Origin of the sequence: Drancourtella massiliensis (assembly GCF_016900655.1) — a bacterium.
Classification (GTDB): domain Bacteria; phylum Bacillota; class Clostridia; order Lachnospirales; family Lachnospiraceae; genus Sellimonas; species Sellimonas catena.
In genome coordinates, this window is sequence record NZ_JACJKH010000013.1 from 24,252 (window position 1) to 43,487 (window position 19,236).

At 34.4% G+C, this 19,236-nt stretch carries 18 protein-coding genes; all 18 read right to left on the bottom strand.

Annotated features, from left to right (window positions below; all coding sequences use genetic code 11):
- Positions 1 to 13 precede the first annotated feature (13 nt).
- Positions 14 to 1,708, bottom strand: a complete 1,695-nt coding sequence (locus H6A32_RS08470) for an AAA family ATPase (protein ID WP_204864115.1) — start codon at positions 1,706 to 1,708, stop codon at positions 14 to 16.
- A gap of 161 nt (positions 1,709 to 1,869) precedes the next feature.
- Positions 1,870 to 2,463: a VanZ family protein gene (locus H6A32_RS08475; protein WP_204864116.1), complete on the bottom strand. Its 594-nt coding sequence runs from the start codon at positions 2,461 to 2,463 to the stop codon at positions 1,870 to 1,872.
- 31 nt (positions 2,464 to 2,494) lie between these two features.
- Positions 2,495 to 3,454 (bottom strand): sugar phosphate nucleotidyltransferase, encoded by a 960-nt coding sequence (locus H6A32_RS08480; protein WP_191427925.1) that lies wholly within the window; start codon positions 3,452 to 3,454, stop codon positions 2,495 to 2,497.
- 84 nt (positions 3,455 to 3,538) lie between these two features.
- Positions 3,539 to 4,765: a nucleotidyltransferase domain-containing protein gene (locus tag H6A32_RS08485; RefSeq protein WP_204864117.1), complete on the bottom strand. Its 1,227-nt coding sequence runs from the start codon at positions 4,763 to 4,765 to the stop codon at positions 3,539 to 3,541.
- Between the two features lie 556 nt (positions 4,766 to 5,321).
- Positions 5,322 to 5,528, bottom strand: a complete 207-nt coding sequence (locus tag H6A32_RS16685) for a 4Fe-4S dicluster domain-containing protein (protein WP_346342258.1) — start codon at positions 5,526 to 5,528, stop codon at positions 5,322 to 5,324.
- Between the two features lie 44 nt (positions 5,529 to 5,572).
- The gene (locus H6A32_RS08495) at positions 5,573 to 6,157 is read right to left on the bottom strand and encodes a VanZ family protein (RefSeq protein ID WP_204864119.1); all 585 of its coding nucleotides are present in this window, start codon (positions 6,155 to 6,157) and stop codon (positions 5,573 to 5,575) included.
- Positions 6,158 to 6,325: 168 nt separating this feature from the next.
- On the bottom strand, positions 6,326 to 7,312 hold the full coding sequence (locus H6A32_RS08500) for a Coenzyme F420 hydrogenase/dehydrogenase, beta subunit C-terminal domain (RefSeq protein WP_204864120.1): 987 nt from the start codon (positions 7,310 to 7,312) through the stop codon (positions 6,326 to 6,328).
- Between the two features lie 54 nt (positions 7,313 to 7,366).
- A complete protein-coding gene (locus H6A32_RS08505; protein ID WP_204864121.1) occupies positions 7,367 to 8,347 on the bottom strand; it encodes a capsular polysaccharide synthesis protein in 981 nt (326 codons plus the stop codon).
- A 32-nt stretch (positions 8,348 to 8,379) separates the two neighbouring features.
- Positions 8,380 to 9,906, bottom strand: coding sequence for a polysaccharide biosynthesis C-terminal domain-containing protein (locus tag H6A32_RS08510; RefSeq protein ID WP_204864122.1), 1,527 nt, complete (start codon positions 9,904 to 9,906; stop codon positions 8,380 to 8,382).
- Positions 9,907 to 9,984: 78 nt separating this feature from the next.
- Positions 9,985 to 10,989 carry an acyltransferase family protein gene (locus tag H6A32_RS08515; RefSeq protein WP_204864123.1) on the bottom strand — a complete coding sequence of 335 codons (1,005 nt, stop codon included), beginning with the start codon at positions 10,987 to 10,989 and terminating at the stop codon, positions 9,985 to 9,987.
- A 9-nt stretch (positions 10,990 to 10,998) separates the two neighbouring features.
- A complete protein-coding gene (locus H6A32_RS08520; protein ID WP_204864124.1) occupies positions 10,999 to 12,048 on the bottom strand; it encodes a polysaccharide pyruvyl transferase family protein in 1,050 nt (349 codons plus the stop codon).
- Between the two features lie 3 nt (positions 12,049 to 12,051).
- Positions 12,052 to 13,347 carry a hypothetical protein gene (locus H6A32_RS08525; protein WP_204864125.1) on the bottom strand — a complete coding sequence of 432 codons (1,296 nt, stop codon included), beginning with the start codon at positions 13,345 to 13,347 and terminating at the stop codon, positions 12,052 to 12,054.
- A 47-nt stretch (positions 13,348 to 13,394) separates the two neighbouring features.
- Complete coding sequence (locus H6A32_RS08530) at positions 13,395 to 14,702, bottom strand: hypothetical protein (RefSeq protein ID WP_204864126.1); 1,308 nt, start codon at positions 14,700 to 14,702, stop codon at positions 13,395 to 13,397.
- Between the two features lie 8 nt (positions 14,703 to 14,710).
- A complete protein-coding gene (locus H6A32_RS08535; RefSeq protein WP_204864127.1) occupies positions 14,711 to 15,634 on the bottom strand; it encodes a glycosyltransferase in 924 nt (307 codons plus the stop codon).
- 17 nt (positions 15,635 to 15,651) lie between these two features.
- A complete protein-coding gene (locus H6A32_RS08540; RefSeq protein WP_204864128.1) occupies positions 15,652 to 16,698 on the bottom strand; it encodes an acyltransferase family protein in 1,047 nt (348 codons plus the stop codon).
- Positions 16,699 to 16,725: 27 nt separating this feature from the next.
- Entirely contained in the window at positions 16,726 to 17,286 is a 561-nt protein-coding gene (locus tag H6A32_RS08545; RefSeq protein WP_204864129.1) for an acyltransferase, read from the bottom strand.
- Between the two features lie 7 nt (positions 17,287 to 17,293).
- Positions 17,294 to 18,262 carry a DUF6625 family protein gene (locus H6A32_RS08550; RefSeq protein ID WP_204864130.1) on the bottom strand — a complete coding sequence of 323 codons (969 nt, stop codon included), beginning with the start codon at positions 18,260 to 18,262 and terminating at the stop codon, positions 17,294 to 17,296.
- Positions 18,263 to 18,302: 40 nt separating this feature from the next.
- Entirely contained in the window at positions 18,303 to 19,208 is a 906-nt protein-coding gene (locus tag H6A32_RS08555; RefSeq protein ID WP_204864131.1) for a glycosyltransferase family 2 protein, read from the bottom strand.
- Between the last annotated feature and the right edge of the window lie 28 nt (positions 19,209 to 19,236).

The window sequence follows — 19,236 nt, forward strand, 5'->3', positions numbered from 1 at the left end:
CCCAGCATTACAATCAGGCCTTTACAACCATACATTCCTTTTTGTAAAATGCCATTCCATACTTAATGATCTTCTTCATTCCCCGACGTCGGAGACCTTCTGCATAGTTTCTGTCTTCAATCTGCTTTAATGCTTCCGCACAAGCCCCGTCTAAATTACCATCATTTGCATATTTTATTTCGATCACAATCCCCGTCCGCTCCCGAGTGCTGATAGAAATATCACTGTATCCTGTCCCGGTCTCATCATTAGACTGAACCCTCCAGTTTCCCTGGCTTTGCAACAGTCTCAATACCATTCCATGATAAAAGTTCTCTTTCCTATTCATTCGCACTGCTGTATCACGCACGCTGATCGAATCCCATAAATAATCATGGAGCATGTCCTGAATTGTGGATACATCTTCAGCCGGGAATGCCGCGCAGAATCGATGAATCCTCGCAGAATCCGCAAGGGTTGTTTCCTGAAACCATTCCTTTACCAGATCAATAAACAATTCCCTTACTTCCCGGTTCGGAAGCGCCAGTTTCACCTGCTTTCCATTCAGGCGTTCTTTACAGGTCAGATATCCGGTAGAATACAGAACACTCCAGACATTATCAATCGAGTCCTCCACATCCCGGCAAGTCAGTTCCTGCCGGAGTGTTTTCGTAATCGTACCCCCGCCGATCAACTGCTCTATTTCATTCCGTGTGGTCTGGTCCGATCTTCCCAGTAAACGACGGACAAGATCATTCCCACTTGTATTCGCCCAATAATTCTCAGGTTCGGCTTCCGGATCCGCCAGCAAAACATCACAATAATTAATCACATCCCACGGGCAGTATACATCCACTTTGCCGAAACGATATCCATCGTACCATTCCCGTATCACATCTTTATACGATGTCAAGCCATAAAAGCGCAAGATTTCACCTACATCTGCATCCGTAAAACCAAAGTATTCATCATACCGGACATCGGATATCGTATGTATTTTCAGGTTGTTCAGTCCGGTAAAAATGCTTTCTTTGGAGATTCTGAGACACCCTGTAAGCACCGCAAAATACAGACTGTCATTCGTCTTCAGCGCATTGCCAAGCAGATTACGGATGAAATTTACCATCTCATCATAATATCCGGACTGAAACGCTTTATCCAATGGAACATCATACTCATCGATCAGCAGGATGACACTCTGACCGTAATGTTGCTTCAACAACCTGGAAAGTGTATTCAAACTGTCGATCAATGTAGCATTTGACATAGCATAACTCGCTTCACTTTGGCTGTCTACATTAATGAGACGTTCATACGCCGTTCTATCTTTCTCATCCAAAAACGGACTTTCAAGTAAAAAACGAAAACCTTTGGCTTCATTTCCAATTACTGTCTTTAGTGCTGCCAACGCTGTTTGAAAATTCAAGCCGTCCACACTTTTCAGGCTGATAGAAATCACCGGGAACTTCCCCATATATTTTTCGCATAGTTCCCTTTCCTCTGCGATCTTCAGTCCTTCAAATAAAGTTGGATCATTTCCAATCTCAAAAAAAGATTTCAACATACTGATATTCAAAGATTTACCAAAACGTCTGGGACGGGTAAATAAATTCACTTCGCCCCAATTTTGTAAAAGCTCTTTAATGAACATTGTCTTATCAATATAATAAAAATCATTACTTCTGATTTTTTCAAATCCATCGATACCGATAGGAAGTTTCTTTCTCATCCTCCCCATTCTCCTTTCCGATGCCAGTGACATAAACAATAGGATGTCCTCTTTTCTGTCTGGAAAGGGCAGCTGCCCAGCCAGATTTTAAAAGGACATCATTCACCTGCTATGCTTTACTTTATCATGAAGATGGAAAGCGGTCAAGGTTGGGAGTATCCTTATCTTACCTTCCACGCTTCCTTGACCTTCATTGCTGTCACATAGATCATACCGCCAAGAACTCCTCCCAGCGTATTGTAAAACAGATCGGAAAGCTGGAAGGTCCCCAGGCAGAGAAGCAGCTGTAGAAATTCAATTCCAAGGGAGGTCCCAAAACCGATTCCCAGAGCGGATGCCAGCATCCATGTCACTTTTCTGGTTTTCCATAGTTTATGAGAGAACGTCCAGAACAGGAGCAGGATGTACGGAATAAAAAGAAAGACATTCTCAACTGCCTCTGTGCTCAGTTTACCATCGTCTCCGTTCAGTCCCCATCCTCCCATCACATTGGATAACGGGTTGCTCCAGATACTTCTGTTCAACAGTGTCCGGAAGAGCATCAGCGCCACATAAAAAACAAACAGGAACATTTTCCGGAATTCGGATGATTTCCGAAACATTTCCAGCCAGATCTTCACCGCCCCCTTCCAGCTGGTCGCCTTGGCGAACAGATAGAAAAACATAAAAAATATGGCAAGAAGAACTGCAAAGCCAAAAGGCTCATATATGGCTTTGAGAATGTTGGTCAAAATTGTTTGAAGGATAGAAATCATGATCACCTCCCGGAAGGTTCCTTTGTATCATTTACAAATCAGAATATAATTCTTCCCGGTAAACTCCATTTACAATCAGCTTCCGGAAACTTTCTACTACTCCTGCTTTATCTTCCTGATAGGTGACACCAAACCAGGTGTCCGGAGTCTCCAGTACTTTTACCGTACACTGCTTCTCACGGAGCAGTTCTCCGATCAGATCTGGTAGAAGATACTCTGCCTTCAACGGATTTTCCGAAACTTTCTCCTCAAAAAAGATACGGAACTCTTCTTCCAGCATGGTCAGGAATTTCGGCGCCTGTCCTTCCTTTGCAGGAAAGCCCCACATATTCATGGAAACATAGGATTCCGGGTCCAGCTGGACGCCATCCGTCTCCGCTCCGATTTCGCCCGTTGCCGGATCGATGGTTTTGACAATGTTGCTTGTCTCCTTTACATCCACGATATGACTATGCCCTTCGGCCACCTGACATACTCCTCTGGTGACGCCGCCATTGTCTGACAACGTATTCTTCAGAATAAATCCTGCCATGGCAACCGCCGTATCCGTATGCTCTCCGGCAAGCCAGTCGTGAAGTCTGCGGAACGCTTCCTTTCCATAGTAATCATCCGCATTGATCACAGCAACCGGCTCCTGAATCAGTCCCTTTGCGGCAAGTACCGCCTGCCCGGTTCCCCACGGCTTTGCCCTGTCTTTCGGCACCGCATATCCCTCCGGGATATCCGAAAGATCCTGGAATGCATAGGCCGTCTCCACCTGCAGAGCCCGGCATATCTCCGCCACACGGTTCCCAATCCGCTCTTTAAAGTCCGCTTCTATGTCTTTCCGGATCACAAAAATGATCTTGTTGAATCCAGCCTCAATGGCATCGTGAATGGAATAGTCCATAATAATTTCATCGTGCAGTCCGACCGGTTCCAGCTGCTTGATTCCTCCGCCAAAGCGGGAGCCTATCCCGGCCGCCATAATCAGTAATGTTGTTTTTTTCATAGTGCTTTTCTCCATTTCCATGAAAAAGACCGATAAACCGGCCCTGTTTCTCTTATGAATTTCATATTTGATACTCCAAACAATCTACCTGTAATACTTCAATACTTTTCTGCGCTCCTCTGCAATATCTAATCTTTTTTTCAAAAGTTTCCGCTTTTCCTTTTCAGAACCGTACTCCAGGAAAAGTTCGAACCAACGGCGTATGATAAAATACAGATACAGATATGGTTTTGTATGGAGCTTGGGGTATCGACTCCGCAGCTTTACAGGTGAAGGAAAGAGAATCTCCAGCCATCGGTTTTTCCCTGTATCTATTTCCATCGCCAAAAATCCTGACAGCTTTCGTTCCTGATCCTCTCCGTCTCCATAAATTCCTCCTGCAAACATGTCATCCAGCATCACCTCAGGACGGATCTTCTTTTGGATGAATTCTTCCGGAACCATGCTGAGATCCATGTGAAAATAGTCAATTCCCGTATTCAACATAGCCGCAAACAGCTTTTCTGCCTTCAGATCTTTCAAAAATTTCCGGAATGTGTTCCAGTCTATCCGATCTCCAGTCTTCTGCAATCCCAGAAGAATGTCAAGCATCTGCCTGATTCCGGCACCCTGTTCGTAAAAATGCCTGTAAAAATGGGAAAATACCTGAATCATCTGAAGGGTTGGTTCCAGAACTGAGAAAGAACGGCCCTCAAACTGAACCTCTTCTGTATGTTCCAATGCATGCTCAAACAAAGCATTTAATTTCCTGTTCCGTTCATTTTCCTGTCCAATGGCATTTAGATGCACTTCTAGGTATAAAGACATATCTCTGGCTATGTAATGCAGCTCTCTTGTCTCTTTCAGATTGATCTGAGAGAAGTCTTCCTCGCAGTCGTAGTGAAGCGCCCTCAAAATTTCATCGCACTTCGCCGCATCTTTGAGATCAATCAGAATGTCCTCATCGCCAGACGGACGAAGTTCCGGTTTGGGATACCATACCTTACATGAAATTCCTTTCAGCACTGCATAACGAATCCCCTGCCCGGCCAACTGATCACAGACACTTGCAAAGGATTCTGCCTGTACTACCTGCTTTCCCGCTGCCGCCAGCGCTTCTCCCATCCATTTCTGCTGTAATGAAGCCGGCGCCTTCTGAAAATCCGGCAGACAATATAGTTGATCATAGATCATCGGTGATAATTTCTGTTCGGAACTGATCTTATGTAAACGCTTCCAATCTTCGGCCAACTGATAGCCTTGAAAATCAGGCGGCTGTTTGGTTAAAGCCGCAGAGATAATTTTTAAAAAGTCACGCTGCTGAGTGTTCATGTGAAAGTCCCTTCCCACTTGGTATTTATAACGGTTGATTATTGAATATTCTGCGGCGTCACACCGTAATATTCAATTTCGTATATAATATAAATGAAATCTTACTTAGATTTTCTTGGAATCTCTGATATAACAGGCCTTCTATTCTTATTACGAATTCGACAATCTTATTAGTTATACGATGTACAAATTGTATATACCTCAACACTAACATTTGTGTACTGCTTTAAGGCCCAAAATCCACCAGACCACCGTTTATTAACTTACCCGTGGCTATATCAATGCAAAAAGCAATAATGAACTTGCCAATAAACATTACTATAGACATAATTGAGTATTCCGGGCGATTCCTCCGGAACAGGGGTACATTTTTACCGTAATATACACCATTACATTGCCCCATTTCTTAAAACGTGCTGTATCACATACATATAAGTCTAAATATGTGCCTTCTCCATCTCAGTATACCTGGGTAATCAAGATTACTTTAAATATCTCAAGTATCTTACAATACCCCTTAAAATATGACTATTCCGTCGATTATTTAATAGCTACTTTACCTGATAGTTTTAAACGGACACACTTTAATGCATTGATAGCATCTCACACATTTCTCCTCATCTATGACCGGATACTCAAATCCTTCTTCATCCTCTACCATAGAAATAGCATCTTTAGAACAAATTGCATAGCAGGCTGTGCATCCACAGCATTCCTCTTTTCGATTATACAAAATCGGTATTTTTTTTATATTATTCATCATTAAAGTCCAATCTTCTTTGAAAATAATATTGTTGTATTTTTATTTCATTTTTTGTTTGTTTTATAATTTACAGATATGAAATAAATCAAGCCACCCAAAAGCCCACCTATTGTATTATAAAAAATATCAGAAAATTGAAATGTTCCTATTGCAAAGAATAGCTGCCAACATTCTATAAAAAAACTAAAAGAAAAGCTTGTTGCAATAGATGTCTTTATTATTGACTTAAAGCCTTTATTAAATTCTGGAAATGCTCGAAACAATAATAAAATCAAAGGAATAAATAAAATAAAATTACTCAATACATCGTAATCCCAATTACCATTTGAGTCCATTGTTATAACCCAACCATCTAAAACATGATTATATGGACTCTGAATTAGTGTTCTGGTTAATAAAGTAATGCTTAATATCCAAAAGAAATAGAACAAAAACACAACTATACGTCTAAATCTTTTGTCAGCTCTTATTTTTCTAAGTGAATCTTTTAAAATTTTTTTGAATCCATACTTCTCAAATGCAATATAATTCAATGATGTTAAGAAAGTCAAAATAGTAACCACTAGTAAATTTTGATGAAATACCGTTAGTAGGTAATTACCAAAACTATTAAACAAATCAAAAATCATCACATTTCCTTCCCTGTCAAACTAATTATCGGATCCAAGGGTAGCTTTCTTCATACCAGAGGTTTTTTTGTTTTTAAAGCCACTCCCCCTGCACATAATTAGTTATTTGCTATTCTTCTGCCATTACCATCTTCTCAAAAACAAATAATAATCCATATTTATCTATACTCAGTTTATACCCCGTTCAGTTATTTTAAGAATCATTTCTATAATTTTGTTTTTTATTTTTCTTTTTAATGATATTGTGGTTGGTTTACCATATCTTATAATCATCTCTTCAAAACTCTTAACATTTAAATCATCAAAAAAATAATTTCTTTCTTCAGGCCGATCTGCTGAGCTATATTCTGCTTTATTGTTTCTCACACCATCCTCATAGGATACTTCCTTAAAAACAATCTCTTTTTTAATATCTTCAAATAACTTCCGGCCCTTTTCCGTTCTTATCATAACTAGCGAAGTTCCTTTTCCATCATTTAATTCTGGCACTACCTCATCAATTCCCCAAAAGTCAGCTAAGGTAAGGTCAGATTTATAATCGTTCTTTGCAAGACATTTATAACAGGACAGACGTAGGCAATAATCTCTTAGAAACATAATCATATAAGGATCCTTATCTTTAGATATGTATAACTCATTTTTGCCTTCATCTTTTCTTTTAATCCCAAAGTCAATCCAACTATCATCCTTACATCGGAAATTAATACTTACAAGTCTTTTGTTCTGCTGTTTTTCATTATATTCTACATATTCTCTCCAAAGTTTTGGAGAGGGAACGCCGTGGCAAATAACATCTATACAGTATAAATTACTATACTCTTTTCCGAGAAAATTTTTTAATCCATTGATTTGACATCCGGTTCCTGTAAAGAGAACTGTCAATTCAGACTCAAGATCTGATTTCACTTTCCGATAGGTTCTTCCAACTCTAGCTTGAAGGTATTTGGATCCACGAAGTTTAGCAAGATCACTATATGTATCTACGCGAATAAATTCTGCATATTTACAATCTTGCGACATAGAAACGCCATAAACAATCCCTTTTCTATTAATTATCTCTTCAGCCAATAAAGAAAATATGCCTCCTGACGAACTAGCCATCTTAATATTAATATCCTTTGAATATGCCGCATAAGTATTAAGTATAGTGCTCATTTTTAAACAACCCCGTCTCTTAACCGTTTTATAAATATTATTGTTTAAATATAATCAATCACAGGAATATATTGAACATATATACCCATAATTAGTTATTTTGTTTTCAACTTTCTTTAATGCAGTATTTCGATACGATAATTTATTCACGAAGATTTTTGAATAAAGAGAATCATACACTTTTTTTTCATATATGGATGATAATACACTTTCTAATTTAAATACGCCCTCATTTGTTTTAGGTACAGTATCAATAAGTGTTTTCACTTCTGGTATATCCTCATAAAGGACTGCCATAATACAATCGATAAGTAAATAGCATATAAATACCTTTTCCTGTTCTGCATACGATATAAGAATATCTTTTATTCCTCCTAAAAACGGATGTCTGGGGGTACAAGCCAAAAAGAATGTTGACCAAAGGCCCTTACATACATGATATTGTTCCCCAAGGCCATGTTTTATAGTGAAAAAACTATTCCTGCAAATATTTAATTTATCTATAGAACCCTGCAATAAAACAGTCGAATCAATCCATATCCCTCCCTTTTCGTACAAAATGGACATTCTAAGGATATCAGAAAAATGTGTTATAGAAATCTTCCCATTAATCATTTTATTCTGAATGATATCTGAAATAGAAATATATTGATTAAAGTTTGCTTTATCCAAAATATATACTGGATGCTTTCCACAATTAATCCTAATGCTATTAATGCATAACTTCACAATTTCTGGAGCGGCCTCTATCCCCTGCCACCAAAAAATCCAAATAGGTGCATTATCGGCAATACCAGATTTCTTCCAACTATGAAATTTATTTTTGCACCTTTCAATATCATCAGAATATTTGTTCCTAATAATGTGCTTTACATACTCATGTTTTGTATAATCTGCTTTTCTTCCCAAATATCCTCTTGATCTTAAAATTACATCACTTTGAAAATCCAGTAAACCCATCTTGAATCCGAATTCTTTTGTTAATATTAAACTATTTCTCAAACCTGTAGTGAATTTTTGTATTTTTTTCATCATTAAATTTATCCTTACATAAAGTAGCTAAATAATTAATTTAACCTTCCGATCATACGTTTTACTAGCTGAACAGTTTCTTTAAATTCGGTATTACGATAATAAATAAGCAGATATAAAATATTTGAAATAACTGCACATACTATGGCTTTCAAAAAGAGAAAGATAAATCCTCCGTCTGGCAAGAAATTACAAACTGTATATGTGATCAATGCCACAACAGCAGTAATGCTAATATGCTTAAATAAGCTTGGAAGATAATCTTTCATCGACCTCTTGAACACTGTACAAAATACATTGTATATGCACCAAGGTGTACCAACACATACCATACTTATTACAGTAGAAAGTATCACACCATATAATCCCCAAAACTGAACAGTAATAAGATTGAGCGTGAGATTAGTTAATGCAGTAACAAGCGGGCGAAACCTGTCTTCATGCCAAATTCCAGCTGAATCTTTGTAAAGATTATACAAACAATTTAATTCATATACATAGAAGTAAACGCAAAAACATATCACTATAGAGAATGATAAAGTATTCTCTTGGCCTACCCAAATAGTCATAAATGGTTGATATAACACCAAAAAACAGCAAACACAAACCCCAGCAAGCCAATTAACAATAAACGTAAATATCTGAAAATCATGATAATTCTTGTCTGAAGTTTCAGTAATTATACTGTTACCTATACCAGCAGTACATGAATTAAAAATAATACTAACAAAACCCATAATTGCGGAAAGAATATAATAATAGTTGTTATATTGCGCTAAAACAACTAATCCAAGGAATGCTGAGATTACAATTGAATCCGCAGAATTTACAACAACTCCTCCAATTTTTGCCGTAAAAAGATCTCTTACCTTTTGATTGATATCCATAACTGACTTTTTATCTAATTTACCAACGGCTTGATATTTTGGATACAACTTATTTGTTATAATAGCTGTTACAATATTTATCATACTCTGTGATAATAAAGCTATACACAGATAAAGATAGTAATTTCTGAAAACAAAAAGAATAGCCGCTTGCAAAATATATTGAAAAGTTCCAATAAACAAGTTAACCTTACTTTGAATATCGGTCCGTTGATGAGCTACAACTAAACAATTTTTATATGCAAATAACCAATAAGAAAATACCGTGGCAAAAAGATTCAAAATATATAGTACATAAACATTTATATTTGCAGGTACTTCTCCAGAGATCAAATCAGGGAGAAATGGCATAATGACAAGTCCTAGAAACAAAATTACAGTTCCTATCACTCTATAATATATTTTGTAGAGTCTCATTAGAGCACAAATGCGTTCAGTGTCATCTTCTACTATAGGTTTATACATACTGAAGGTCATAGCTGATCCTACACCCAGTTCTGTAAGGTTCAGAACCTGTAAAATGGATGTAAAGAGACTATTTAACCCCAAATACTCCATACCCAGCGTATAAATCATAACTGTACGAATCACAAAAGGACAGATAGTTTGATATAATCTAAGAAGTGTTCCAAACACAATATTCCTAGATGCATTTTTGGTTCTACTTATCTTCACCGAACAATAACCTCCCATTCAAAGAGCGTGTATAAATGGCGGTCGCTAATGTCTCCATACAGAAATTAGCAATAACCGTTATTTACAATGTGTAATAGGCAATCTTTTATTAATAGTTTTATAAAAGAACGAAAGCGTCTCATTCAACAAAATTGCTATAGCTAGAGAAACAATTAACGAAATAAAAAAAGCAAACAAATCATTGGATGTTACACGATTCAATATTATTCCAATTACTCTTGTATGAACCAGATAAAATTCCCATGAATATTTACCAATAAATTCTAATCCCTTAAAAGTGACCTTTTTTCTATAAGCACCCCATATAATTATAAAAACAAACAATATACCACTTATAGAATCAGAAACAAACCTTTGCCACCTAAAAATAGAGCCTAAAATGCTAAAACAAAATAAAAGTATTGGAATTATAACCCAAGTCTTATTTGCAATTCGTGACATTCTCATCATAATTGTGTCTTGATATTTTGCAAATACAACACCCATACCAAATAAAAAAGCTGTGTTATACCACATGATTTGCTGTCCAAATAAAATACACACGGCAGCAAATAAAGCTTCCGCAATAAAAATGATATATTCTGTTTTTAATCTAAAATATTCTGATACATAGAATATAATATAATTAAAAACAACGGCCGCGAAAAACCAATCTTGTATAAACCAGACAGCTTCTTGACAACTAACTAATAAGGTTCTTCCTGCTAACATTCCAAACACAAAAACAACCACGCATCTTGGGACAAACAATCTCTGAAATTTTTTTATCCAAAAATTCCTTTTCCATTTTTCCTTTTTTAATTCAACCTGCCTTTGTGTGACATACCCTGAAATAAACAAAAATAAAGCAACACCTAAAAATCCGAGAAACGAGTGGCTATTATATATTGAATATCTAATTTGTCCAAAATGGTGAATATATACCATTAATATTGCTAATCCCTTTAATGACCCTGTTTGTTTAATCGATAAAAACTCGGTATTATTTAAAGTTATGATATACTTGGATACTAATAATGTAACAAAAACAATTAGCATTATTAGCAAAACAACATCGTCCATTATTCGTCCTCAACTTTTAAGCATATTTTTTAGAATTTTAATAGATTCATTTTTACGTTTATTCAATTCATGATCTATAGCCTCATAATTTATAGAATCAAATTCAATTGCCGGATTTCTTGCACTCTTCGGATCTATATTTAGTATTTGGTACAATGTATTAAAACGACTTTCCATTGAAAATCTCTGGCCCTTGCGAGGATAATTTCTAAATTGAACATGCGCAAGTATTGCAAAAATAGATCCATGATAGGAATCAGTAAATACAAAACTAGAATGTTGAATTATATATATAAATTCATCTGGTGAAGTATAATACCATTTAGTACCCTTTTTTAAATCAATGATTTTATATCCTTGAATAGAAGCCCACCTATTTATCTCATTATCGTATGAGTTTTCTCCAAGGAAATATTTAACTATATATTTGTCTGGAAGTTTTAGCTCTGGTTTACAAGCTATTTCTTTCCAATAGTTCCTGTCAACTATCAAGGTTGGATCGAGTATTACTGGCACCTCTCTATCACAAAGCTGCATCATAATCTTAGCGCCTTCATATTCTCTCAAAGTAATTTTATCAATTCCATTTAAATAATTTTTAAAAAGTTCTCTCTTGTTTTCTGGTATAGTATCCACTGCAAAACTTGCTGCAATTGACATCCTTTTTTCTTTTTGTATAAATGTCAGGAAATTAATATCTGTAACCCAAGCGGATAAAGGATTCCAAACTTGATCACTACCAGCAATCACAATATCAAATCTTTGTTCGATTTCATCATTATTCATCCCTGAATATATTTCTCTATGATAAAACGAAATATATTTATTATTAAAATGTTCAAAAGCACGTTCTCTTTTTTGTTCTTGTCTAACTTCTTTAATATGTATTACGGATTTAATAGAACATTTTATTAATGGGATCACTCCGTGATCCGGTCTCCTTATCCGAAAAGTTTCTACCTCATATCCATTCTCTTGTAATATTTTCTGTACTGCCAGATTTTGTAGTCTTTGTCCATAATTTGTTCCATCTGTAAATGTCACTATTCCTGCTCTCATATTTTAATACCTTTCTATTCGTTTTTCTTTGAGATCCCTTGCAAATCGAATTGGCAGTAATGACATTATGGCCCATAGCGCAACGATATTGTCATATGCAACTTGGCAATAAACGCCAAGGAATATATAATAGGCAACTATGATCATAAATCCTACTAAATTTATTCTTCTAAAAATTGTTTTTGTAAGTATAAAAGCATTTAAAAGTACCCATGCTAAAACAAACCAAATGCCTCCAAGGCAAATCAATGTTCCTATACTACCCTGACCAAAATGTCTGAATCCGAGCGCACCACCAGAATATATAAAATAATTTCCAAATCCTCTTCCTAAACACCAGCCATCGTAATTGTTTAGTCCATATAAAATTATTGCAAAACGCTCATCGCTTCCATTAGCAGATAATCCCATATCCATTGCGCTTGATGCCATATCTAATTTATCTAATATATTATCATCAATAAACTCCTGTACCCATATATTCCGATTGTATAAAATATATATTATAAATAGTATTCCTATGGCTAGGACTATATATTTCATAATTGTTTTATCTGGAATTCTCATCTCACTCGCATCTATCCCAATCGAAAGTATGTATAATATAAAAGCCAAAGGGAGTAAAAAGAAAAAAGCCTGGTTATAGTTTTCAATGGAAATATAGCAACCAAAAATAACATTTAACAAAATATATATAAACAAAATATTTTTTCTACTTTTTCTTACAACATACTTCCAATAGGTTAGATTATATAACACCACAAAGACCAGAAATAATGATAATTGATGAGTCCCACTATACCCTAGTAATCCTGCAATCAAATCCTCATACATTGGATTTATAGTTCCAGCTGCATTTCTTCCCACCATAAATCCATTGCCTTGTAGCTGAATCATGAGAACAATAACATTTAATAGATAATATCCATTTATCAAATAAAATGCTTTTTTCATCATACCAAAAAATTCTTTTGAATAATTCTCAATAAAATATCCAATAAATAAAACTGACAAAATAGGATAAAGAAGTATGGCAATATTACTTCTTATATTCCCTGGTGAACCGCCTAGCAAAAGTATATTAATGAGGAAAAGAAATACTAACAATCCTAATAGCAATATTTCTACACTATTAGACATAAATTTATATATATGTTTTATGACCGTGACACCAATTAAGGCTGTAAGTAATTTATTACCTATCTGTTCATATCCATTAAACTTCAAAAAAACAAGTTGCATAATAATAAGAAATACAATAAATAAATCTAAGTTTTTTCGAATCCTTAAATTTAGCATTCTTTGTTACTCCTCTATACTTTACTATATCAAATTATTACTAAATATCATCCTGGTATTTTGTTGTATTTATATAATATTCTCAAAACATACAGCAACGGGTAATTGTACAACTTAATATTTATAATATTTTTAACATATGATTTCCGGTGGCCTTCTAATCTTGAAATGTGAACAATGTCATTATTTTTCTCCAAATACATAGGCCCATAATTTTGACTTTTTCGAAAATTATTAATCATTTTTCTTACGCAATCCGGATATCTCAACAAATCCATAAGTTCTTTTTCATTATTAAAAACAATTCCTGATAATCTTTTTTCTATCTGATCCGTAATATTCCCACTTATTCTATTTGTTAAAATAAAAGCATTAGCAGATAGACTTTCATATAATGTATATGAATATGTTTCTGGCCATTTTGCCCACAACAGGACTAAATGTATTCCCGTATTCCGTAACGCTTCTGTCATTACATTTAAATTTGATGAAGAATATTTAATTTTTACTTTTTCCATATTTTCATACATATCATCTGAACTGTTAAAAACTATAAATTCATATTGATCAGTATCTTTATATTTTCGTACAATATCTTTCCAAACATCCCATCCCTTGTGTTCAGCCGGCATACCTAAAAAACCAATTTTAATGTTCTGGTTAGGCGGAATCTGGGACAGATTTCCTGTATATTTTCCAATTTCTTTCTGATGTAAAATTACAATAGTTCTACTTTTAAATTGTGGATATGTTATTAACCATATTTGTCTCACAATTTCTGATGGAGCAATTACTGTAATTCTGTTTATATATGAAAACAGAAAATTTCTTATCTCTTGTGTACGATTTCGGCTCCTTTTGTAGAAAGCACAATCACTACATTTGGATTCACTAATTCCGCTTGGCCCACAATATTCTTTATTGCTATCTAATAATGTATAATTCCAACAAATAGTATAATAGTCATGCAAAAAGACTTTAACGGGTGCATAAGACACATGTTCCAGTAATTTATACAAATGTTTAATTTTTATATAGAGAAAATGATGAAAGTGAATATCTAAGAGTATTTTATTGTCATTATTAAATTTATATAACAGGTTAATTATTTGCTCGATTGTATAAATACCTTGATAATTACCATCGATAACAAGTCCATAGTAGCAAAAGGCCGTTATTCTCTCTTTAAATAAATATTTTTTTACTATAAACAGATTAACATAACTGATATTCTGTTCGTTATACATTATCTGATGTTCCATAAGGACTTTTGCCATTCCACTTATACCTTTTAAATAATTAGCGAACGAAATTGACAAAACATATTTATCATTTTTAAGATCTATTTTTTTCATTGGTATTTTCATAAACTCCCTGTTAAAGTCAATATTACATGGAAACATTTCTGTTTAAATGACATTGCCCTCATGTCTGCAATTTTTAAATATCGAAATTTATTAAAAAAGTTTACTTTGTACTTTGCCATCACATGCGTATATTCTACATATGACTGAGGACATGGTAAGGAACAATTCTTCATCACTTTAATCATTTCATTTGCTATATCTGCCGATGATTCTTTCGTTTTTTTAAAAATCCACGAAAGTCGTCCTTTCCAATTGTTTAATTCAGATAGACCAGCTCCCACTTTATTATCTTCATGCTGTCTGTACATAATTGATGGGATTTTATCATATATTAATCTTCCGTAACATGATGCAATAAGAGCAACCCAATAATCATGCATAGGCTGCATATTCGGTGTTCCTATTGATGTAAGCAAAGTTTGTAAATCCCGATTCCAAACCATAGTACATCCAAAAATATCCGAACTTCTTGAAAGAATCTCTGTATATTCGTCTGCTATTTTTTCTCCCAGCAATTTCTCACAAATAATATGTTGTGAGTCGTATACCGGAGTCAAATTGCTGCAATATGCGATAGGCAGGTTGTCAACTTCACTATTTTTTATCACACTTATTGCGCGAATTAATTTATCAGGATACCAAATATCATCCTGATCCGCAAAGGCATAAAAATCTGCTATATTACAATGTTTTACCAAATGCATAAAACTTTTTGCAGGTTTAAGATTTTCACCTGAATAGTAATCCAAATTATACCTATTAGCATAATCCTCTAATATAGAAAGCGTACTGTCAGTAGATCCATCATCTCTAACTAGCACATGAACATTACACTCCTTTTGATTAAATATACTATTAAGTTGCTCACTAATAAACTTTTCTCCATTATATGAAGACATTAAAACCTCGATATTATACATAGCTACCTTCTTTAATATTATTCTGCAAACAAAAACAAAAATTCTGTTATTTTATTTTGAGGAAGATGCTTTTTAAATATATCTATAAACCAGATTATTATGACACATAATATTATTGTCACCAATGTTAATATAGCACTCCCTAAGATTGTCTGTCGGATTACCTTGTATGTCGTGTTAATGTTTAAATGGCTTAATATAATTTCTAAGCATTTAAAAAACACTCTTTTAATTGGTTCGTGACATGCCATAACTACTATAGATTTTCTTCCTAAATAAGTTATAACTTTATTCATGAAGCTTAAATGTTTTGCTATATCGAAAACTAACACAATTCCACAAATTCCAGAAATATAATACAGAAAATAGAAATTTCCAAAAAGTAAATTAAAAAGACTTACATCACCATTAATTAAAGCAGTAAAAAAACCTGCTACTCCAGATAAAATAGTTATTATAATCCAATACTTTTCACATACTCTTTGCACGTTATTATATTTTTCCCATAAATCTCTAATACAGATTGCAATTAGCATCCATGTAGAAGCACATATACCTCTAGTAATCCATTCATAACAAAAAATATCGATATTAGATTTTGAATAAGGCAATGAATGGAGCTCCACAATAATAATTAATATTATTATTGAAATTATTGTTATTTGCTTTGTTCTTTTCTTTAAATACGGAATTAATGATGCAATAACCATATAAGCGAAAAAAAGAGTAGGAAGAAACCAAATCGGCCCCATATCAAGCTCCCTAAAGTATCGTTCAACAAATACCCAATACACAGTCAAAATAATACGATACTCACAAAATGGAATAAATAATCTTTTTATCTTGCCGCTAACATACTTCTTATTTAGAATTGCACCCTCCCTATGTTTCTGTTTCCATATCAGCCATCCTGCAATAAAAAAGAATAATGGCATATGAAATGAATAAATCCACGTTATTAATGTTTCATTTTTAGAAACATGTCCAAGTACAACTAATATTATTCCTATTCCTTTTGCCACATCGATCCAAGCTATTCTATCTTGCCTTAATCCGTCAATCAAACGTGTTGCACCTCCAGAGTCAAACAATTATTTTCTATTATATTTTACCATTTCCTCTACGGTACATGGCTCTCTCAATCCCATATCCAGATACGGCTTACTAAATGCAAGTAATTTCTGCTTTGATTCTTCATAATTTCCAATGACTTTTGCTGGAACTCCTGCAACAACACTGCCACTTGGAACATCCTTGGTAACAATTGCTCCTGCTGCCACAATACAGTTATCACCAATCGTAACACCAAAATTAAGAATGACATCAGCACCTATGTAAACATTGTTTCCAATCTCAATTTTTCCATATCGGCACAAATATTGATCCGTATATTCTTCGTGATTAAAAACGGTGTTCAAAGCAGAATGTGTAATCAATCTCACGCCTGCCGATATAACCACATTATTATGTAAATGAACCAGAAATGGCTCAGCAGGCAAAATATTGGACTGATAGTAACAGTCCTCCCCTATTTCAGCAAAAATCTTATGTTTTTTCATATAAGCCATTTTCTTCCATCCATCCCTAATAGACAGCATCCTAAACTGACGCCAATACCGCCTAAATTTATCATAAATTATATACAGTTTCATGTTTACCTCATTTCCTATAAGCTAACATCCCTTTAACATTAAAAATGATTCTTTCTAAAGTAATTTTCTTTCTATTAAACCAAATACTTTTTACATAGTACTTCACTTTACTCCGTTTACTTTTCTTTCTAATGAGTTTCGGTGTGATTTCATAGTATTTATCTGTCGTGGTGTCTGGATAAATCAAATACTGCTTTTCGGGTTTGTATTCTTTAATTTTGAATGTCGTTGGACGACACCAATAATGGAGATACATATACTCCTGTGTTTCTATCTGACCTTTGTACAGATAATATCTTGTGATCACTCCATTTTTCCAGGTGAAAATCTGAGCTTCGTTCTTCTCTTTATCCTCCTCTAACTGCCAGTCTAAATAAAACCCATAATCATATTTTAGAAGATTTGCAAAATCAATTCCCTTATATACAGGAATTTTCAATCCCTCATAGATCGTATCCATTCCGGGTTCGTCAAAAGCATATCCTTTATCAGTGGAATAAACCTCTTTATAATTTAGTTTCCCCTCCAAGCATGTTCTGAACCGAGCACACACTTCCGGTGTATTTTTAAAAAGCATCGAATGCCCATTAAATCCGATTTTTTCGTATTTGCTTAATAGTTCATCTGTATAAAATCTACGAATATTTCCCCAAACCAGATCAACATCGCAATCTCCCCAAAAGTCATAACCTCTTAGTTCATCTGAGAAAATTTCACCATATGCAGGTTTGTAATCACAAAGCTTGTACGGTCTTTCCAATGAAATAGGAAAATCAAAAATCTTTTGAACTCTTTTTTTCATTTGATCGAAAGTCCAATATTTTACTTTTACATTAGGCGGATAATTATATTCCGTATGATCATCGGTAAATATTAACCAATCAATCGTTGGATTACATCCACAACTCATTAGCCAGAATTGAAAACCTTTAGGAAACTTTCCAAAATATGGTACAACATAGGCTATCGAATACATCCTAATTCCTCCAATTATTATACTTTGATCGAATTATTAGTTATCTACATGCTGACTTATAGATAACTGTATCCTTTTTCCATTTCTGATAAATGATCATGCCCGGTAATGCACATACCGTCACCACTCCCCTAAATTTAGTTTTTTTTATCAATTTTCCAATACTATATCCAGCAAATTTCCCATAAACAATATATTGAAGTCCTCCTTTAATCCGGTACTTCATTCTTATATCAGGTTTTATAAATTCTTCTGCTCTATGCATACATCCTATCGGGGACGCAATGTTATGTTTACGACGATTAGTAGTTAATCCATCTTCTATATAGTTACCAACATAAATTGCCTTGTTAACATGAACCATTTTGTATTTACGAGCCATACGAATCCATACTAAATCTTCTCCAAGGAATTTTTCTCCTGGATATTCTGGAAATGGAAATTCTTTTAGACAGCGAGTAAAAAAGACTTCTGCCTTATCAGCATTTGTATCATTCCGGTTGATACGAGCCTCTATATAAGAAATAATTTCTTCATTCTTTTTGAACTTCATACCGTTTATTTGTCCATCCGGAAAAGATCGAAGAAACGCATATCCACAAAGATTACTTCGATTTTTATATCTCCTGTGAATGTCCAAAATTGAAGCAATTGCATCAGAAGTTAAAAAGTCGTCAGAGTCAACAATAAATGTCAGTTCATTCTTAATCGTTCTAATCCCTTCATTTAATGCTGTGTGCTTTCCACCATTATTTTTATATATATACCTAATTGGAAAATCTGATTTAAACTGAAGCTGTTCAATCAAACCTTGCGTATTGTCATTGCTGCCATCATCAACAATAAGCCACTCAAAGTTCTTGCTTGTTTGACAACACAGTGAATCATATAATACTTTTATTTTATCTCGCCTATTATAAGTAGGCGTTAAGACAGTCACAACCATGAATTATCTCCATACAAATTCCTTAAAT

What these genes read in the sequence shown, in the direction of transcription:
- H6A32_RS08475 (WP_204864116.1), bottom strand. Translation starts at nt 2,463, where the DNA reads ATGATTTCTATCCTTCAAACAATTTTGACCAACATTCTCAAAGCCATA.
- H6A32_RS08470 (WP_204864115.1), bottom strand. Translation starts at nt 1,708, where the DNA reads ATGAGAAAGAAACTTCCTATCGGTATCGATGGATTTGAAAAAATCAGA.
- H6A32_RS08535 (WP_204864127.1), bottom strand. Translation starts at nt 15,634, where the DNA reads ATGTATAATATCGAGGTTTTAATGTCTTCATATAATGGAGAAAAGTTT.
- H6A32_RS08485 (WP_204864117.1), bottom strand. Translation starts at nt 4,765, where the DNA reads ATGAACACTCAGCAGCGTGACTTTTTAAAAATTATCTCTGCGGCTTTA.
- H6A32_RS08515 (WP_204864123.1), bottom strand. Translation starts at nt 10,989, where the DNA reads ATGGACGATGTTGTTTTGCTAATAATGCTAATTGTTTTTGTTACATTA.
- H6A32_RS08495 (WP_204864119.1), bottom strand. Translation starts at nt 6,157, where the DNA reads ATGATTTTTGATTTGTTTAATAGTTTTGGTAATTACCTACTAACGGTA.
- H6A32_RS16685 (WP_346342258.1), bottom strand. Translation starts at nt 5,528, where the DNA reads ATGATGAATAATATAAAAAAAATACCGATTTTGTATAATCGAAAAGAG.
- H6A32_RS08500 (WP_204864120.1), bottom strand. Translation starts at nt 7,312, where the DNA reads ATGAGCACTATACTTAATACTTATGCGGCATATTCAAAGGATATTAAT.
- H6A32_RS08505 (WP_204864121.1), bottom strand. Translation starts at nt 8,347, where the DNA reads ATGATGAAAAAAATACAAAAATTCACTACAGGTTTGAGAAATAGTTTA.
- H6A32_RS08530 (WP_204864126.1), bottom strand. Translation starts at nt 14,702, where the DNA reads ATGAAAAAAATAGATCTTAAAAATGATAAATATGTTTTGTCAATTTCG.
- H6A32_RS08480 (WP_191427925.1), bottom strand. Translation starts at nt 3,454, where the DNA reads ATGAAAAAAACAACATTACTGATTATGGCGGCCGGGATAGGCTCCCGC.
- H6A32_RS08550 (WP_204864130.1), bottom strand. Translation starts at nt 18,262, where the DNA reads ATGTATTCGATAGCCTATGTTGTACCATATTTTGGAAAGTTTCCTAAA.
- H6A32_RS08525 (WP_204864125.1), bottom strand. Translation starts at nt 13,347, where the DNA reads ATGCTAAATTTAAGGATTCGAAAAAACTTAGATTTATTTATTGTATTT.
- H6A32_RS08520 (WP_204864124.1), bottom strand. Translation starts at nt 12,048, where the DNA reads ATGAGAGCAGGAATAGTGACATTTACAGATGGAACAAATTATGGACAA.
- H6A32_RS08545 (WP_204864129.1), bottom strand. Translation starts at nt 17,286, where the DNA reads ATGAAACTGTATATAATTTATGATAAATTTAGGCGGTATTGGCGTCAG.
- H6A32_RS08555 (WP_204864131.1), bottom strand. Translation starts at nt 19,208, where the DNA reads ATGGTTGTGACTGTCTTAACGCCTACTTATAATAGGCGAGATAAAATA.